General features: G+C 49.5%; 16 protein-coding genes and 1 other annotated feature. All 16 genes read left to right on the forward strand.

Annotated features, from left to right (window positions below):
- Positions 1 to 6 precede the first annotated feature (6 nt).
- The 16 genes from OXB_RS09970 (at position 7) to OXB_RS10045 (ending at position 14,538) form a co-directional block, all read left to right on the forward strand.
- Positions 7 to 726, forward strand: coding sequence for a DUF881 domain-containing protein (locus OXB_RS09970; protein WP_041073885.1), 720 nt, complete (start codon positions 7 to 9; stop codon positions 724 to 726).
- A gap of 2 nt (positions 727 to 728) precedes the next feature.
- Positions 729 to 1,100 carry a small basic family protein gene (locus OXB_RS09975; RefSeq protein WP_041073886.1) on the forward strand — a complete coding sequence of 124 codons (372 nt, stop codon included), beginning with the start codon at positions 729 to 731 and terminating at the stop codon, positions 1,098 to 1,100.
- A 58-nt stretch (positions 1,101 to 1,158) separates the two neighbouring features.
- Positions 1,159 to 2,478, forward strand: coding sequence for a cell division protein FtsA (gene ftsA / locus OXB_RS09980; RefSeq protein ID WP_442852873.1), 1,320 nt, complete (start codon positions 1,159 to 1,161; stop codon positions 2,476 to 2,478).
- A gap of 45 nt (positions 2,479 to 2,523) precedes the next feature.
- Entirely contained in the window at positions 2,524 to 3,678 is a 1,155-nt protein-coding gene (gene ftsZ, locus OXB_RS09985) for a cell division protein FtsZ (protein ID WP_041073888.1), read from the forward strand.
- A gap of 464 nt (positions 3,679 to 4,142) precedes the next feature.
- The gene (locus OXB_RS09990) at positions 4,143 to 4,997 is read left to right on the forward strand and encodes a sigma-E processing peptidase SpoIIGA (protein ID WP_041073890.1); all 855 of its coding nucleotides are present in this window, start codon (positions 4,143 to 4,145) and stop codon (positions 4,995 to 4,997) included.
- Positions 4,987 to 5,697 carry an RNA polymerase sporulation sigma factor SigE gene (gene sigE, locus OXB_RS09995; RefSeq protein ID WP_041073892.1) on the forward strand — a complete coding sequence of 237 codons (711 nt, stop codon included), beginning with the start codon at positions 4,987 to 4,989 and terminating at the stop codon, positions 5,695 to 5,697. The genes OXB_RS09990 and sigE overlap by 11 nt, the downstream gene beginning before the upstream one ends.
- Positions 5,698 to 5,789: 92 nt before the next feature.
- Positions 5,790 to 6,575 (forward strand): RNA polymerase sporulation sigma factor SigG, encoded by a 786-nt coding sequence (sigG, locus tag OXB_RS10000; RefSeq protein WP_041073894.1) that lies wholly within the window; start codon positions 5,790 to 5,792, stop codon positions 6,573 to 6,575.
- A 141-nt stretch (positions 6,576 to 6,716) separates the two neighbouring features.
- Positions 6,717 to 6,962 (forward strand): PRC-barrel domain-containing protein, encoded by a 246-nt coding sequence (locus OXB_RS10005; RefSeq protein ID WP_041073896.1) that lies wholly within the window; start codon positions 6,717 to 6,719, stop codon positions 6,960 to 6,962.
- Positions 6,963 to 7,025: 63 nt separating this feature from the next.
- Positions 7,026 to 7,724 (forward strand): YggS family pyridoxal phosphate-dependent enzyme, encoded by a 699-nt coding sequence (locus OXB_RS10010; protein WP_041073900.1) that lies wholly within the window; start codon positions 7,026 to 7,028, stop codon positions 7,722 to 7,724.
- The gene (locus OXB_RS10015) at positions 7,721 to 8,176 is read left to right on the forward strand and encodes a cell division protein SepF (protein WP_041073902.1); all 456 of its coding nucleotides are present in this window, start codon (positions 7,721 to 7,723) and stop codon (positions 8,174 to 8,176) included. Before OXB_RS10010 ends, OXB_RS10015 begins: the two co-directional genes overlap by 4 nt.
- 26 nt (positions 8,177 to 8,202) lie before the next feature.
- Entirely contained in the window at positions 8,203 to 8,487 is a 285-nt protein-coding gene (locus OXB_RS10020) for a YggT family protein (RefSeq protein WP_041073904.1), read from the forward strand.
- Positions 8,488 to 8,517: 30 nt separating this feature from the next.
- On the forward strand, positions 8,518 to 9,294 hold the full coding sequence (locus OXB_RS10025) for a YlmH family RNA-binding protein (protein ID WP_041073906.1): 777 nt from the start codon (positions 8,518 to 8,520) through the stop codon (positions 9,292 to 9,294).
- A gap of 87 nt (positions 9,295 to 9,381) precedes the next feature.
- A complete protein-coding gene (locus tag OXB_RS10030; RefSeq protein ID WP_041073908.1) occupies positions 9,382 to 9,891 on the forward strand; it encodes a DivIVA domain-containing protein in 510 nt (169 codons plus the stop codon).
- Between the two features lie 98 nt (positions 9,892 to 9,989).
- Positions 9,990 to 10,209: a binding site (T-box leader), on the forward strand.
- Between the two features lie 64 nt (positions 10,210 to 10,273).
- Positions 10,274 to 13,036: an isoleucine--tRNA ligase gene (gene ileS, locus OXB_RS10035; protein WP_041073910.1), complete on the forward strand. Its 2,763-nt coding sequence runs from the start codon at positions 10,274 to 10,276 to the stop codon at positions 13,034 to 13,036.
- A 104-nt stretch (positions 13,037 to 13,140) separates the two neighbouring features.
- On the forward strand, positions 13,141 to 13,623 hold the full coding sequence (gene lspA, locus OXB_RS10040; protein WP_041073912.1) for a signal peptidase II: 483 nt from the start codon (positions 13,141 to 13,143) through the stop codon (positions 13,621 to 13,623).
- On the forward strand, positions 13,624 to 14,538 hold the full coding sequence (locus tag OXB_RS10045) for an RluA family pseudouridine synthase (protein WP_041073913.1): 915 nt from the start codon (positions 13,624 to 13,626) through the stop codon (positions 14,536 to 14,538).
- The last annotated feature ends 202 nt before the right edge of the window (positions 14,539 to 14,740 follow it).

A 14,740-nucleotide genomic window follows, 5' to 3' on the forward strand; every position in this document is an offset into this window, starting at 1 on the left:
GGGTGGATGAAAAAAAGAATTCAATGGCAATTTGTATTGATTCTCCTGATTGTCGGGTTCATGACAGCCGTCCAATACAATACAATGAAAAATCCGGAAGAACGGGATACGCGGGATCTTTGGGCCATCCGCAACGATTTGGCAGCCGAACAGAAACTTCATTCCGAATTGTTGTCCGAAATCCGGGATTTGGACAAGACCATCATCACGTATAAAATGCTCGGTGAAGATGATACGGGAAAGGCGCTTACCGATACGGTGGACAAGCTGAATCTGCAGGCCGGCATGACAGATATTGAAGGTCCGGGCATCCTGATAGAAGTGAAGCCTTCGCCGGAAAGCATGGCATACGGCCTCCCGATTAACAGCGTTTCCCCCGATCTGCTGACCCGGTTCGTCAATGAAATCAACCGGTTCAAATGGGGGGCGTTGGAAATCGATGGAAAGCGCTACACCTTGTTGAGTTCCATCCGGGACATTAACGGCAAAACAACGGTCAACGGGCTGAACGTGTCCACGCCACCATTTTCAATAAAGATCATTTCCCAAACGTTGGAAGACAGTGAGAAGTTATACAATTATCTGCTGGCTTCTTCAATCCAAGATGATTTTTATCTTGAAGATCTCATTCTCGATATCGGACAACCGACCGCCTCGATCCGGATTCGGGGTGGAGCGGAAGAATTTGAAAACCGGTTCTTAAAAGAATTGCCGAAAGGGGAATGACCATGTGGTTGCCATTGCTCGGGCTGATCATCGGGATCACGCTCGGCCTGTTGTCAGATATCCAAATACCGCAAGTGTACGGCAACTACTTATCCATCGCCGTATTAGCCGCCCTGGATACGTTGTTCGGCGGCATCCGGGCGCATTTGCAACAAGTGTATGATGATAAAGTGTTCGTCTCGGGATTCTTTTTCAATATTGCCCTTGCTGCCGGACTGGCCTTCTTGGGAGTCCATCTCGGGGTGGATCTCTATTTGGCCGCTGTCTTTGCTTTTGGGGTTCGACTATTTCAAAATATAGCGGTCATCAGAAGGATTCTTCTAGTCAAATGGGAGGAAAGAAACAAAGTTTCAAATGTAAAAGGGTCGGAGTGAAAGGATTTAGTACGAAGATGTCGAAAATATTTAGACAATACGTCTCGAATGCAATAGAATGGGATGTAAGAGTCGCTATCGGAGGTGCCATGAATTGAGCCAATCACAAATATACGTTTCACTTGATATAGGTTCTTCATCGGTCAAGGTGCTGATCGGTGAAGTGGACGGCGAATCCCTGCATGTGATAGGGGTTGGCAATGTCCAATCAGCGGGGATCCGCAAAGGGACGATCGTCGATATCGATGCGACTGTGCAGTCGATCCGGAAAGCGATCGATCAAGCGGAGAGAATGATAGGGATGCACATACGGGAAGTCATCGTTGGGATTCCCGCAAACGGCGTCCATTTGCAAGATGTGAAAGGCGTCGTGGCCGTCAACTCGGAGAACCGTGAAATTACGAATGATGATTTGGACCGTGTTATGAAATCGGCACAAGTGATGTCGGTTCCACCTGAACGCGAAATCGTCAACATCATTCCGAAACAGTTCATCGTGGATGATTACGACGAGATAAAAGATCCGAGAGGCATGATCGGAGTACGGCTCGAAATGGACGGCACACTCATTACTACTTCGAAAACGCTCGTGCATAATATATTGCGTTGTGTAGAACGCGCCGGCCTCGTCATCCGGGAGATTTACCTTCAACCGCTGGCAGCGGGCACATTCGCCTTGACGGATGATGAAATGAACCACGGCACAGCCTATATCGACATCGGTGGGGGATCGACGACGATTGCCTTGTTCGATGAAGGCCGTCTGAAGGCAACAACGGTTGTCCCGGTCGGGGGGGACCATATTACAAAAGATCTTTCCATTGTTTTGAAAACGCCGACCGAACAAGCCAGGAAAATCAAACACCAGTATGGACATGCTTTTTACGATGACGCTTCGGATGACGAACTTTTCGAAGTTCCGGTAATCGGGGCAGATTCGAAAGATCAATATAGTCAACGATACATATCGGAAATTATTGGCGTCCGATTGGAAGAACTCTTTGATTTGATTTTGGAGGAATTGTTCCGGATGGGCGTGCGTGATTTGCCCGGCGGTGTCGTGTTAACCGGAGGAATCACCAAGCTGGACGGGATCCTCCAACTGGCAAGGCATGTATTGAAAACTAGAGTCCGCGTCCATACGCCGGAATATATCGGCGTCAGAGAACCGATGTATTCCACTGCAGTAGGTTTGATCCGATACGCACATATGCAGGATATGTATTTCGGGCATGTGCAAGATTCACCTACAGCTACCATGGAAGCGGAAGAAACGGTTCCGGCATCCGGCATGAAAAAGAAGCCGGCCGAACGTAAGGAAAATAAGCCGGGGCTCATGACAAGAGCTAGAAAAATATTCGACAACTTTTTTGAGTGATAGGGAGCTAAGGACTTCAGTAGAGATAGGTCAGGAGGAGAGATCATGCTGGAATTTGATACGAATGTTGATGCACTGGCGGTCATCAAAGTAATTGGTGTCGGCGGTGGAGGAAATAATGCAGTAAATCGAATGATTGAACACGGCGTACAGGGCGTGGAATTCATTGCGGTCAATACAGACGCACAAGCTTTGAATCTATCGTCCGCGGAAGTGAAGTTGCAGATCGGGGCGAAATTAACACGGGGTCTGGGAGCTGGCGCAAATCCGGAAGTCGGCAAAAAAGCGGCCGAGGAGAGCAAGGAGCAGATCGAAGAAGCGCTGCGCGGCGCGGATATGGTATTCGTCACTGCCGGTATGGGAGGCGGAACGGGGACAGGAGCTGCTCCAGTCATTGCGCAAATCGCGAAAGACCTCGGCGCTCTTACGGTCGGTGTCGTAACACGTCCATTTACGTTTGAAGGGCGCAAACGCTCCACTCAGGCGATCGGCGGAATTACGGCGATGAAAGAATCCGTCGATACGTTGATTGTCATCCCCAATGATAAATTGCTCGAAATCGTGGATAAAAACACACCGATGCTTGAAGCGTTCCGCGAGGCGGACAATGTACTGCGCCAAGGGGTTCAAGGGATCTCGGATTTGATTGCGGTACCGGGGTTGATCAACTTGGATTTTGCCGACGTCAAAACGATCATGTCCAACAAAGGATCAGCGTTGATGGGAATCGGATTGTCCACAGGAGAAAACCGGGCGGCAGAAGCGGCGAAAAAGGCGATTTCCAGCCCGCTCTTGGAAACATCCATAGACGGGGCGAAAGGGGTGCTCATGAATATTACGGGCGGCTCCAATTTAAGCCTCTTCGAAGTACAGGAAGCGGCCGATATCGTCGCCTCCGCATCGGATGAAGATGTCAATATGATCTTCGGTTCGGTCATCAATGATAATCTGAAGGACGAAATCGTCGTCACCGTCATCGCCACCGGCTTCAGCGAAGAACAGCTGAGCCAAGCAAGACCGGCGAGAAGCTCCGGTTTCGGAACAAGCCGTGTCCGCGAACCGGAACCGAGGGAACAACCGCCGATGCGCGAGCGCCGGGAAGAAGCACCATCCTATCAGGAGCCGGTGCGTCAACAGCAAACGCACCAGCAAGAAGACGCGTTGGACATCCCGACATTCCTTCGCAACCGTCGCAGATAAGAGAACCATATGAACCGCCCCAGGCATGTAACGAACTTTGCCTGGGGCGGTTTTTTGTCGTCCGTCTCGTTCTAGCTTCAGGACTAAAACGGGGGACTTCGAAACGCTCCCTCGCGCCCTCGCAACGTTCTATTCCAACTTCGAAACGTTTCTAACAAAGTTCTCAACGTTTTCCCGAGTTCTAAACGATATCAGGGAACTTCACAAGGTTTCCCCCGAACTTCATGACAAAAAGAAGAAACCTCGAAACGCTATCACCCCGTCTCGAAACGTTTCTCCCAAAGTTCCAAACGTCCACCCCCAAACCAACAGACAACCTCGCCCCCCCCAAAAAAAAAAATTCATTCCTTAATAAAATCCTCTCCCGCAGAGTATGTCGAATATTTTTTGCGAACCTGACCTCAATCCGACAAACATTTCAAGGCAAGGGTGGTATCGTTAACGGCAAGGAGGGCGGGCGGTCTATGTATGGAGAACTCATCGTCGGCATCAATATGCTCTTCAACTATATCATTCTGTCATTTGCCAATAAGGTGGGGCCCATCCAAGCGAGTCGGGGACGCCTACTGCTCGCTTCTTTTGCGGGAGCACTCCCGGTCGTCGTTTTTCCTACCTCCGCATTTGTCATCCTTCTCTCCTTCCTTGGGATGACTGCATGTGCTTTCGGAGCAGCATCGGAAAAATGGAGAAGGTCTGCCTCCATGGCCTTGATCGGCGGTTTGTTCGCGGGCGGGGCTTTGACTGCCATCCCCATCCGATTCGGAGCGGTGAATGAAACATTATGGATATTGGCGTATGCCAGCGCGGCCTATGTCTCGCTCGCCTACATGAGAAAAAAGTGGCTGGATATTCGGACAGCCAGTCAACTCGCCGATATGCGCGCATCCTCCATGCTCCGGATTTGGGGTGCGGAAATGGAGGTGGAAGTGTTTGTGGATTCGGGAAATGCGTGTATGGAACCGTTGTCGGGATCGCCTGTCCACTTTGTCTCCTTTCAAGCTGTCGAGCGCCATATTCCGGAGCCGCTGCGCCAGCCGTTGCTTGATTGGAATCCTGCTCAAACCGGTTCCTTGGCGGAATTCCCGGATCCTTACCGGAAGACGATGCGTTTGATTCGTCTGATGACCGTCCAGGGGCAATCTTGGGCACTCGGGTTTAAATTTGATCAATGGATGCTCGATGATGGGGAAATGTTGCAACCGGGATATATCGTACTGACGCAGAACGACCGCCGTTATCCTGAAGGGGCTGCGGCCATATTGCACAGATCCGCAATGGAATCCACTAACCGGGAAAGGAGAACGAGGCATGCTGTCTAAATTTAGAATCTGGCTATCCAAATTGTTCGGCCTATTTAGAAGAAAACAAGGAACCTACTACATCGGGGGACATGAATCCCTCCCGAAGCCGCTGACCCGGGAGGAAGAAGCAATTACGCTTCGTGCCTTCATGGAGGGGGATATGAACGCCCGGGATATGCTGATTGAAAAAAACTTGCGGCTTGTCGTTTATATTGCAAGACGCTTCGATAATACGAACACTCATATCGAAGATCTGATCAGCATCGGCACCATCGGACTTATAAAAGCGATTGAGACTTTCAAAATGGATAAGAACATCAAATTGGCCACCTACGCTTCGCGCTGCATTGAAAATGAAATATTGATGCATCTGCGGAAAACGAATCGGACACGCTCCGAAATCTCTTTTGATGAACCGCTTAATTCGGATGCGGATGGCAATGAATTATTATTATCGGATATTCTTGGAACCGATGAACATATTATCATCGATGATGTGGAAAAGAAAATCGAAAGGCAGCATATGATCGAAGCAATCAGCACATTGGATGATCGCGAACGATATATCATGGAATGCCGCTTCGGTTTGACCGGCCAAATTGAAATGACACAAAAAGAAGTGGCGGAACTCCTGGGCATTTCCCAATCTTATATTTCCCGGCTTGAAAAGAAAATTATCTCCGATTTGCGGGAACGCTTGAATCATCCAATCGCCTGATGGTTGAAATTGGCGGCAGACACTCCGCATATTCTGAACGGCTGCGGTTACACTACATCGTACAGTCATCACAGAATGCGGAGGCAGAGAAAATGGTACGTACAAGAGTAGAGATATGCGGAATCGATACATCTGAATTGCCATTGCTCACAAACGAAGTCATGCGAGAAACATTCATCCGGTTGCAAAACGGAGATGCATCAGCGCGGGAAGAGCTGGTTATTGGGAATTTACGACTGGTTCTTAGCTTAGTTCAACGTTTTGCCTACAGAGGGGAACAGGCGGACGACCTCTTTCAAGTCGGTTGCATCGGCCTGTTGAAATCCATTGATAATTTTGATCTCAAACATAATGTCCGCTTTTCGACGTACGCGGTGCCGATGATCATCGGGGAAATCAAAAGACATTTGCGTGATCACCATGCGGTCCGGGTTTCAAGATCGCTTCGGGATATCGCCTATAAAGCTATCCGGGCGAAAGAGCAGTTTATCAATGACCATCAGAAAGAGCCGAAGATTTCGGATCTGGCAGCAGCGACCGGGATTCCCGAAGACGATATCCTGTTTGCGCTCGATGCAATCCAAGATCCGATGTCACTCCATGAACCGATCAACGGGGATGGGGGCGATCCAGTATTTATGATGGACCAGCTTCAGGACACAACGGTTTCCGAAGACAAATGGTTGACCTATGTGTCGGTGAAAGAAACTGTCATGACGTTGGATGAAAGGCAACAGAAAATACTGTCTAAACGATTTTATCTCGGTCAGACCCAAACGGAAATCGCCAAAGAACTCGGCATCTCCCAAGCGCAGATTTCAAGGCTGGAGAAAAATGCAGTGAAAATCATCCGGAATGGAATCGAACACAAAACATGATGCGATAAGGCCGTCCCTTCCTAGTTTGGGGGCGGTCTTTATTTATATGCACAAAAAAATGACCAAGGCGACTACTGTGGAAATTAAGTTCCAAATCCTTTTTTTCCCCACCTTTGCATATATTCAAGTAGGAGGGGTGCTATGAGATTTTCGGATATCCAAAAAAAAGAAGTGATTGATGTGGAAAAAGGTACTTTTCTAGGATTCATCCAAGACGCGACAATCGATACTGCAGACGGGAAAGTGAAGTCCTTGCATGTCGGGGGAGGGGATCGAAGCGTTTTTTTCGATACGCGGGATAAGGAAGTGAAAAAAGTGCCTCTTGGGGACGTAGCCACCATCGGAAAAGATATCATCCTCGTCGGTCAAAGAGGATTGAAAAAATGACTTATCATTGATATGTCGAGGTTCCCTTGATACAATGAAAAGAAAGAAAGATGAAAAGTAGTGATGACAGTGGGAAACCTCCAACAAAGAATCCAGCATATTGAACATACGATACAGGAAGCGTGTGACCGGACAGGACGGAAGCGTTCCGAGGTGACGGTCGTAGCGGTGACGAAACAAGTCACAGCCAAGAGGGCCGGCGAAGTAATGGCCGCAGGTATCCATGACCTGGGGGAAAACCGCCCTGAGGGACTGCTTGGAAAACAGCAAGAAATTACAGAAGGTGCCGTTTGGCATTTCATCGGCAATGTCCAAAGCAGGAAAGTGAAAGATATTATCGATCAGATCGACTTTTTACATTCGGTGGATCGTTTGAGCATCGTCAAGGAAATCCAGAAGCGCGCGACAAAAACAATTGATTGCTTCGTGCAGGTCAATGTTTCGGGGGAAGCATCCAAATCCGGAATAACCCCGGAAGAGCTTCAACGGTTCGTCGAAGAGGCGGCGCCTTATGATAAAGTCCGGATTGTCGGTTTAATGACTATGGCTCCTTTTACAGAGGACCAGGAGATCATCCGCAGTGTGTTCCGCTCGCTTCGGAAGCTGCGGGACGAAATGGCAGCCCAGCAGTTGGAACATGCCCCATGTACAGGATTATCGATGGGAATGTCTAATGACTACATCATCGCTATTGAAGAAGGTGCAACCCACGTCAGAATCGGTACGGCACTTGTCGGAGCAGAAAGTGAGGTAGACGCATGAGTATCAAAAGAAAATTTGAGAAATGGTTTTACCTTTATGATGAAGACGAAGAAGAAGTTGAGGAGCCGGCACGGAGGGAAGAGCGCCGACCGGCCCAGGAACAACAACCGAAACGGGTGACGCCGATCAGGAAGCAGCCGGTTGGAGAGCCACAACAATCGGCCACCGTCGTCAGCCTGCAAAGCATTCAAAAGTCCTCCAAAGTGGTGCTGATCGAGCCACGGGTATACGCAGAGGCACAAGACATATCCGAACATCTGAAAAACAAACGGGCGGTCGTGGTCAACCTCCAAAGGATCGAACGTGACCAAGGAATCCGGATCGTCGATTTCCTCAGCGGCACGGTTTATGCCCTTGGCGGGGACATCCAGCGGATCGGCACGGATATTTTCCTTTGCGTGCCCGACAATGTGGAAGTCGCAGGCGCCATTTCCGATTATTTTGAACGATGAAAATTGAATGAGGTGTACGATTACTGATGGCAGCTATTATTCTTCTACATGATGCGATCATGGGGGCAATCCGGATCTATTCCATCCTGCTCATTATTTATATTTTAATGTCGTGGGTGCCTGCTTCGAGAGAAACGAAGTTTGGTGAGCTTCTAAGCAAGATCGCAGAACCATATCTTGGATTTTTCAGAAAGTTTATTCCTCCTCTTGGCATGATTGATATTTCACCGATTGTGGCATTATTCGCTTTGAATTTCATCTCTATGGGAATCAGCGAAATATTTAAAATGATCGTTTCCTCACTATTGTGAGGATTTTTCTTTAAGGAGCCGAAAAGGACAATGGAGACGCTTTTGCAACATTTCAGAAAAGACGAACAGCCTTTCATCGAAATGGCGACAGGCTGGGTCCGGGAAGTGGAAAACACCTATAGTCCGAAATTGACGGGATTCCTCGACCCGAGGCAACGGTTCATCGTTGAATCAGTTTCCCGGGGTGCCGGGGTGTCAGCGAGTTCGTATGGCGCCTTCGAGGACGCGGAGCGTCAACGGCTCCTCCTGTATCCTGATTATTTTTCACCCGAGCCGGAAGATTTCCAAGTAACCGTTTTAAAGGTGCGCTATGCTACGAAGTTCCTCGCTTTGGAACATCGTGACCTGTTAGGCGCGTTGCTCTCTGTCGGAATCGACCGTGCCAAATTCGGCGATATCCGTCTGGACCGGGAAGAAGTGCAATTTTCCATCGCGGAGGAAATTCGCGACTATATCATAGTCAATTTGACATCCGTCGGAAAGGCGAAAGTGACGTTGGAGGAAGTGCCGGAAGCAGGGGACTGGATCATGGCTTCCGAAACTTGGAAAGAATCGACCTACACAGTCAGTTCACTCCGGTTGGACGTCGTCGTGGCCGCCTTGACGAAAGCTTCACGCCAAAAAGCGGCCGCCCTTATCCAAGGGGAACGTGTGAAGGTGAATTGGGCCGTGCGTGATCAGCCTTCCTTTGAGTTGCAGGAATCGGATATGCTTTCTGTTAGAGGAGCCGGTCGTTTCAAAGTATCCGCCATTGAGGGAAGGACGAGGAAAGATAAGATCCGGCTCGTCGTGGGCAAGTTGGAATAGTTTTCAGATAATAGGGCGAAATATGCTGTTTTTAGACGGGCCACCATGTATAATGAAAAAAGGATTACAATAAGGGGAGATGCTCGGATGGCGCTTACACCGCTTGATATACATAACAAAGAATTCGGTCGCGGTTTCCGCGGTTATGACGAAGATGAAGTGAATGAGTTCCTGGAGCAGTTGGTGAAGGACTATGAGAATATTCTCGATGAAAATCGACAGTTGAAAGAGAAATTGAAACAATCGCAGGAGCAGATCTCCCATTTCAATGCCATTGAAGAGACATTGCAAAAGTCGATTTTGATCGCACAGGAAGCTGCGGAAGATGTCCGCCGCAACTCGATGAAAGAATCGAAATTGATTGTCAAGGAAGCCGAAAAGAATGCGGATCGGATCATCAATGAAGCATTGTCACGCGCCCGTAAGATCTCAATCGAAGTCGAGGACCTGAAAAAGCAATCGAAAGTGTTCCGGAACCGATTCAAGATGCTGATCGAAGCGCAATTAGACCTGATCAAGGCGGACGACTGGGACCGGCTCCTTGAATATGAAATGGACACGGAGCGGCTTGAAGTGGCAGCCGATCGGGAAAACTGATTGATCTGAGCCGGTGATTGCTGAATGCGATAAACCCCCGTGTAGTTCAATACTTGACTGAAATGGTTTCCAATCATATAATTATTTGCATATATTCACAATAGGCGTTGAAAGAGAAAGTATTTTCCGAATTTAGGTTCAGCGAGCCGGGGGCGGTGGAAGCCCGGCCCATAGATTGGAAATGAAAATCACTCTAGAGCCGGATGGCGGAATTGCAGTACGTCTTCCCGGAAACACCCCGTTATGGTGTCTGAGTGGCAGCAGGATCTATCTGTTGCAAGTAGGGTGGTAACGCGAGAATTAGGCCTCGTCCCTTTTATAGGGGCGGGGTTTTTGTGTTTTTATTCGAGATGGATAGCGATATGACTAAGGAGGAAATGGAATGGATTACAAGGATACACTGCTCATGCCGAAAACGGATTTCCCGATGCGTGGGAATCTACCGAACAATGAGCCGAAAATGCAGGAAAAATGGGAAGGGATGGACATCTACAAAAAGGTGCAGGAGCGGACAGAAGGCCGGCCGTTTTTCGTCCTGCATGATGGTCCTCCGTACGCGAACGGTGATTTGCATATGGGGCATGCCTTGAACAAAGTGTTGAAAGATATGATTGTCCGGCATAAGTCGATGACCGGCTTCCATGCGCCTTATGTGCCGGGCTGGGATACACATGGTCTGCCGATCGAGCAGGCGCTAGTCAATAAAGGCGTCAAGCGGAAAGAGCATTCCGTTGCGGAATTCCGTAAAATGTGCGAAGACTATGCGTATAGCCAAATCGATGGCCAACGGTCCCAATTCAAACGGATCGGTGTCCGTGGTGACTGGGAAAATCCATACATCACTTTGAAACCGGCGTTTGAAGCACGTCAAATCCAAGTGTTCGGCGATATGGCGAAAAAAGGGTATATCTATAAAGGACTCAAACCGGTATATTGGTCGCCATCGAGTGAATCGGCATTGGCTGAGGCGGAAATCGAATACAAGGACAAGAAATCACCGTCCATTTACGTCAGCTTCCCGGTGAAAGACGGGCAGGGCGTCCTGGATAATGATGTGGAGTTCATGATCTGGACGACGACACCATGGACGATTCCGGCGAACCTCGGGATTTCGGTCCATCCGGATTTCCAATACGCTATCGTCAAAGTGAAAGACCGGAAGTTTTTAATTGCGAAAGAATTGGTTGAAATGGCAGCGAAGGAAATCGGCTGGGAAGAGTATTCCGTAGAGCGTGAACTGAAAGGCTCGGAATTGGACCGTATCGTGGCGAAGCATCCGATTTATGACCGGGATTCCCTTGTCATGCTCGGGGAGCACGTCACGTTGGATGCGGGGACTGGCTGTGTCCATACGGCGCCAGGCCACGGGGAAGACGACTTTTACGTATCCAAAGCATATGGGATTGATGCCCTTTCCCCGATCGATGACCGAGGTGTCATGACGGCAGAAGCTCCAGGATTTGAAGGATTGTTCTATGACGACGCGAATAAAGCCGTCACGGAAGCGCTGGACAAAGCGGGCGCTCTTCAGCATTTGTCCTTCATCACCCATTCGTATCCACATGACTGGCGGACGAAAAAACCGGTCATCTTCCGTGCGACTGCCCAATGGTTCGCTTCAATCGAATCATTCCGGGATGAATTGCTGGAAGCGATCCGCAATACGAAGTTCACGCCTTCTTGGGGCGAGACACGCTTGTATAACATGGTTCGTGACCGAGGCGACTGGTGTATTTCACGACAACGGGTATGGGGTGTACCGATTCCTGTATTTTACGCGGAAAACGGAGAATCCATCATCACAGATGAGACGATCGAACATGTTGCCCACCTGTTCCGCGAACATGGGTCGAATATTTGGTTTGAACGCGAGGCGAAAGATTTATTGCCGGAAGGGTTCACGCATGAAGGAAGCCCGAATGGCCAATTCACGAAAGAAACGGATATCATGGACGTCTGGTTCGACTCCGGCTCCACTCATCAAGGCGTTCTTGTCGAGCGGGATGATCTCGTCTATCCGGCTGACCTATATTTGGAAGGGTCCGACCAGTATCGCGGATGGTTCAATTCCTCGCTTACGACAAGTGTCGCCATTAATGGGCATGCTCCGTACAAAGGTTTGCTAAGCCATGGCTTCACATTGGACGGCGAAGGGCGGAAGATGAGTAAATCACTCGGAAACGTCATCGTGCCTGCTAAAGTGATGAACCAGCTCGGAGCTGACATCTTGCGTCTGTGGGTTTCGTCGGTCGACTATACGGCGGATGTCCGGGTTTCCGACTCCAATTTCAAACAGGTGTCCGAAGTATACCGGAAAATCCGGAATACGCTGCGCTTCCTGCACGGCAATACATCGGACTTCGATCCGTCAACAGACAGCATCGCTTTCGCTGATTTGCGCCCTGTGGATCAATACGTCTACCTCCGCTTGCAAGACTTGGTCCAAGAGGTCCGGGAAGCGTATGACCGCTATGAGTTTGCGGGCGTTTACCATGCGGTGAACAATTTCTGTACAGGTGAGCTCAGCTCATTCTATCTCGATATCGCGAAAGATGTCGTATATATCGAAGGGGCAGATCATCCGCACCGCCGTGCGATGCAGACCGTCATGTACGAATCCCTCATGGCGTTGCTGAAGCTGCTTTCACCGATCTTACCGCATACGACGGACGAGATGTGGGGCTACCTCGAGCATGTGAAAGAGGAAAGTGTCCAATTGACGGATATGCCGGAAGCGCAAGATTTCGGGGAAGAGGCGGCACAACTTCGCGAGCGCTTCTCGACATTGATGTTGATCCGCGACGATGTCCTAAAAGCATTGGAAGAAGCACGGAATGCAAAAGTGATCGGAAAATCGCTCGAATCGAAAGTGACTGTAGCGCTGCCTGAAAACCTTCAAGGGGTATTTGGCGCAACAGATATCGACTTTGCTCAATTCTTCATCGTGTCCCAGTTCGTAGAAGGGGCAATCGATCAAATGCCGGAAGGAACACTGAAGCTCGACACGGTCAGCGTGTTCGTCGAGAGAGCGGACGGGGAAAAATGCGAACGCTGCTGGACGATCTCCGAAACAGTCGGTTCGGATAAAACCCATCCTGCCCTATGTACCCGCTGCGCCGATGTAGTGAATAAATATTACGCATAAATGCTGTGACAAAGCTGCCCGAATAGCCGGATAAGGCGCGGGCGGCTTTTTATTCCTTTCGTATGGTAGAATAAAAACGAAACTGTCGGACGGAGGTTGTGGGATTGCTCATTTTTTACGGAGTGGCGGCACTGGTGATCATCTTGGATCAATGGACGAAATGGCTCGTCGTACAAAACATGGAACTGAACGAACGGATCGGAATCATGGAACCTTATTTAGGATTGTTGTCCCACCGGAATCGGGGGGCCGCATGGGGAATGCTCGAGGGCCAAATGTGGCTATTCTACATTGTGACGGTCATAGTCATCTGCGGCATCATTTATTTTTTTCATAAAGAAGCGAAAGGGCATCCATTGTTTGGCTTGAGTTTGATGCTTTTATTGGGAGGAGCAATCGGGAATTTCATCGATCGGCTATGGAGGAAAGAAGTCGTCGATTTTGTCGATGTCCTGATTCCCGTCCTCAATTATGATTTTCCGATTTTCAATGTAGCAGATGCCGCATTGACGGTAGGTGTGATTTTAATCATTCTCCATCTTTTCATGGATGAAATGAAGAATAAGAAAAAGGAAAAGGTGTCCTGAATGGGAAAAATTGAAATTGAAATTACAGAGGAACAAAAAGGGAACCGGATCGACAAGGCATTAAGCGATCTCCAGCCGGAATGGTCTCGGACGCAAATCCAGCAGTGGCTGAAAAGTGGCCTTGTGTTGGTTGCCGATAAACCGGTGAAACCGAACTACAAAGTGAATCCCGGAGAAATCATCGTTGTCGATGAGCCCGAGCCGGAAGAGCTGAACGTCGTGGCGGAAGATTTGGGGTTGGATATCGTGTATGAGGATAAAGATGTCCTCGTCGTCAACAAGCCCCGGGGAATGGTCGTCCACCCGGCTCCCGGCCATATGACCGGCACGATCGTCAATGGATTGATGCACCATTGCACAGATCTATCGGGCATTAACGGAGTGCTTCGTCCCGGGATTGTCCACCGGATCGATAAGGACACTACCGGTTTGTTGATGGTGGCGAAGAACGATCAGGCGCATGTCTCGCTCGTCAATCAATTGGTGGAGAAAACGGTCACGCGCGTTTACACGGCACTTGTCCACGGACATATCGCACATGACAACGGCACCATCGACGCACCGATCGGCCGAGATCCACGGGACCGCCAAAGCATGACCGTGGTGGGTAACGGAAAACATGCCGTCACCCATTTCAAAGTGTTGGAGCGTTTCGGCGACTTTACGTTGGTCGAGTGCCGTTTGGAAACAGGACGGACCCACCAAATCCGCGTCCATATGAAGTATATCGGTTTCCCGCTTGCCGGAGATCCGAAATACGGACCGAAAAAGACAATCGATTTCGGAGGCCAGGTCCTCCATGCAGGGACGCTCGGATTTACACATCCTTCAACGGGGGAATATCTAGAGTTCAGCAGCCCTTTACCCGAAGATTTCCAGCAACTGCTCGACGAGTTGAGAGAAGGGAAACTTTGACTGGATCCATTGGTATATAAGTTGGATTTATTATATTACCTATTCACTTAGTTGATTGGAGTGCAGAGCGGCGACTCCAGCGAAGGGGCTGTCCGAAAAGTCCAGGCACAGAGTTGGATACTAGCAAAAAGCAAGGGCGCCGGGAGACTCCTGCGGGAAAGCCGGCCGACGAGACCCCGCACGGCTGTAAGCCGGAGGAGGC

This window comes from Bacillus sp. OxB-1 (assembly GCF_000829195.1).
In the GTDB taxonomy this organism is placed as follows: Bacteria; Bacillota; Bacilli; order Bacillales_A; family Planococcaceae; genus Sporosarcina.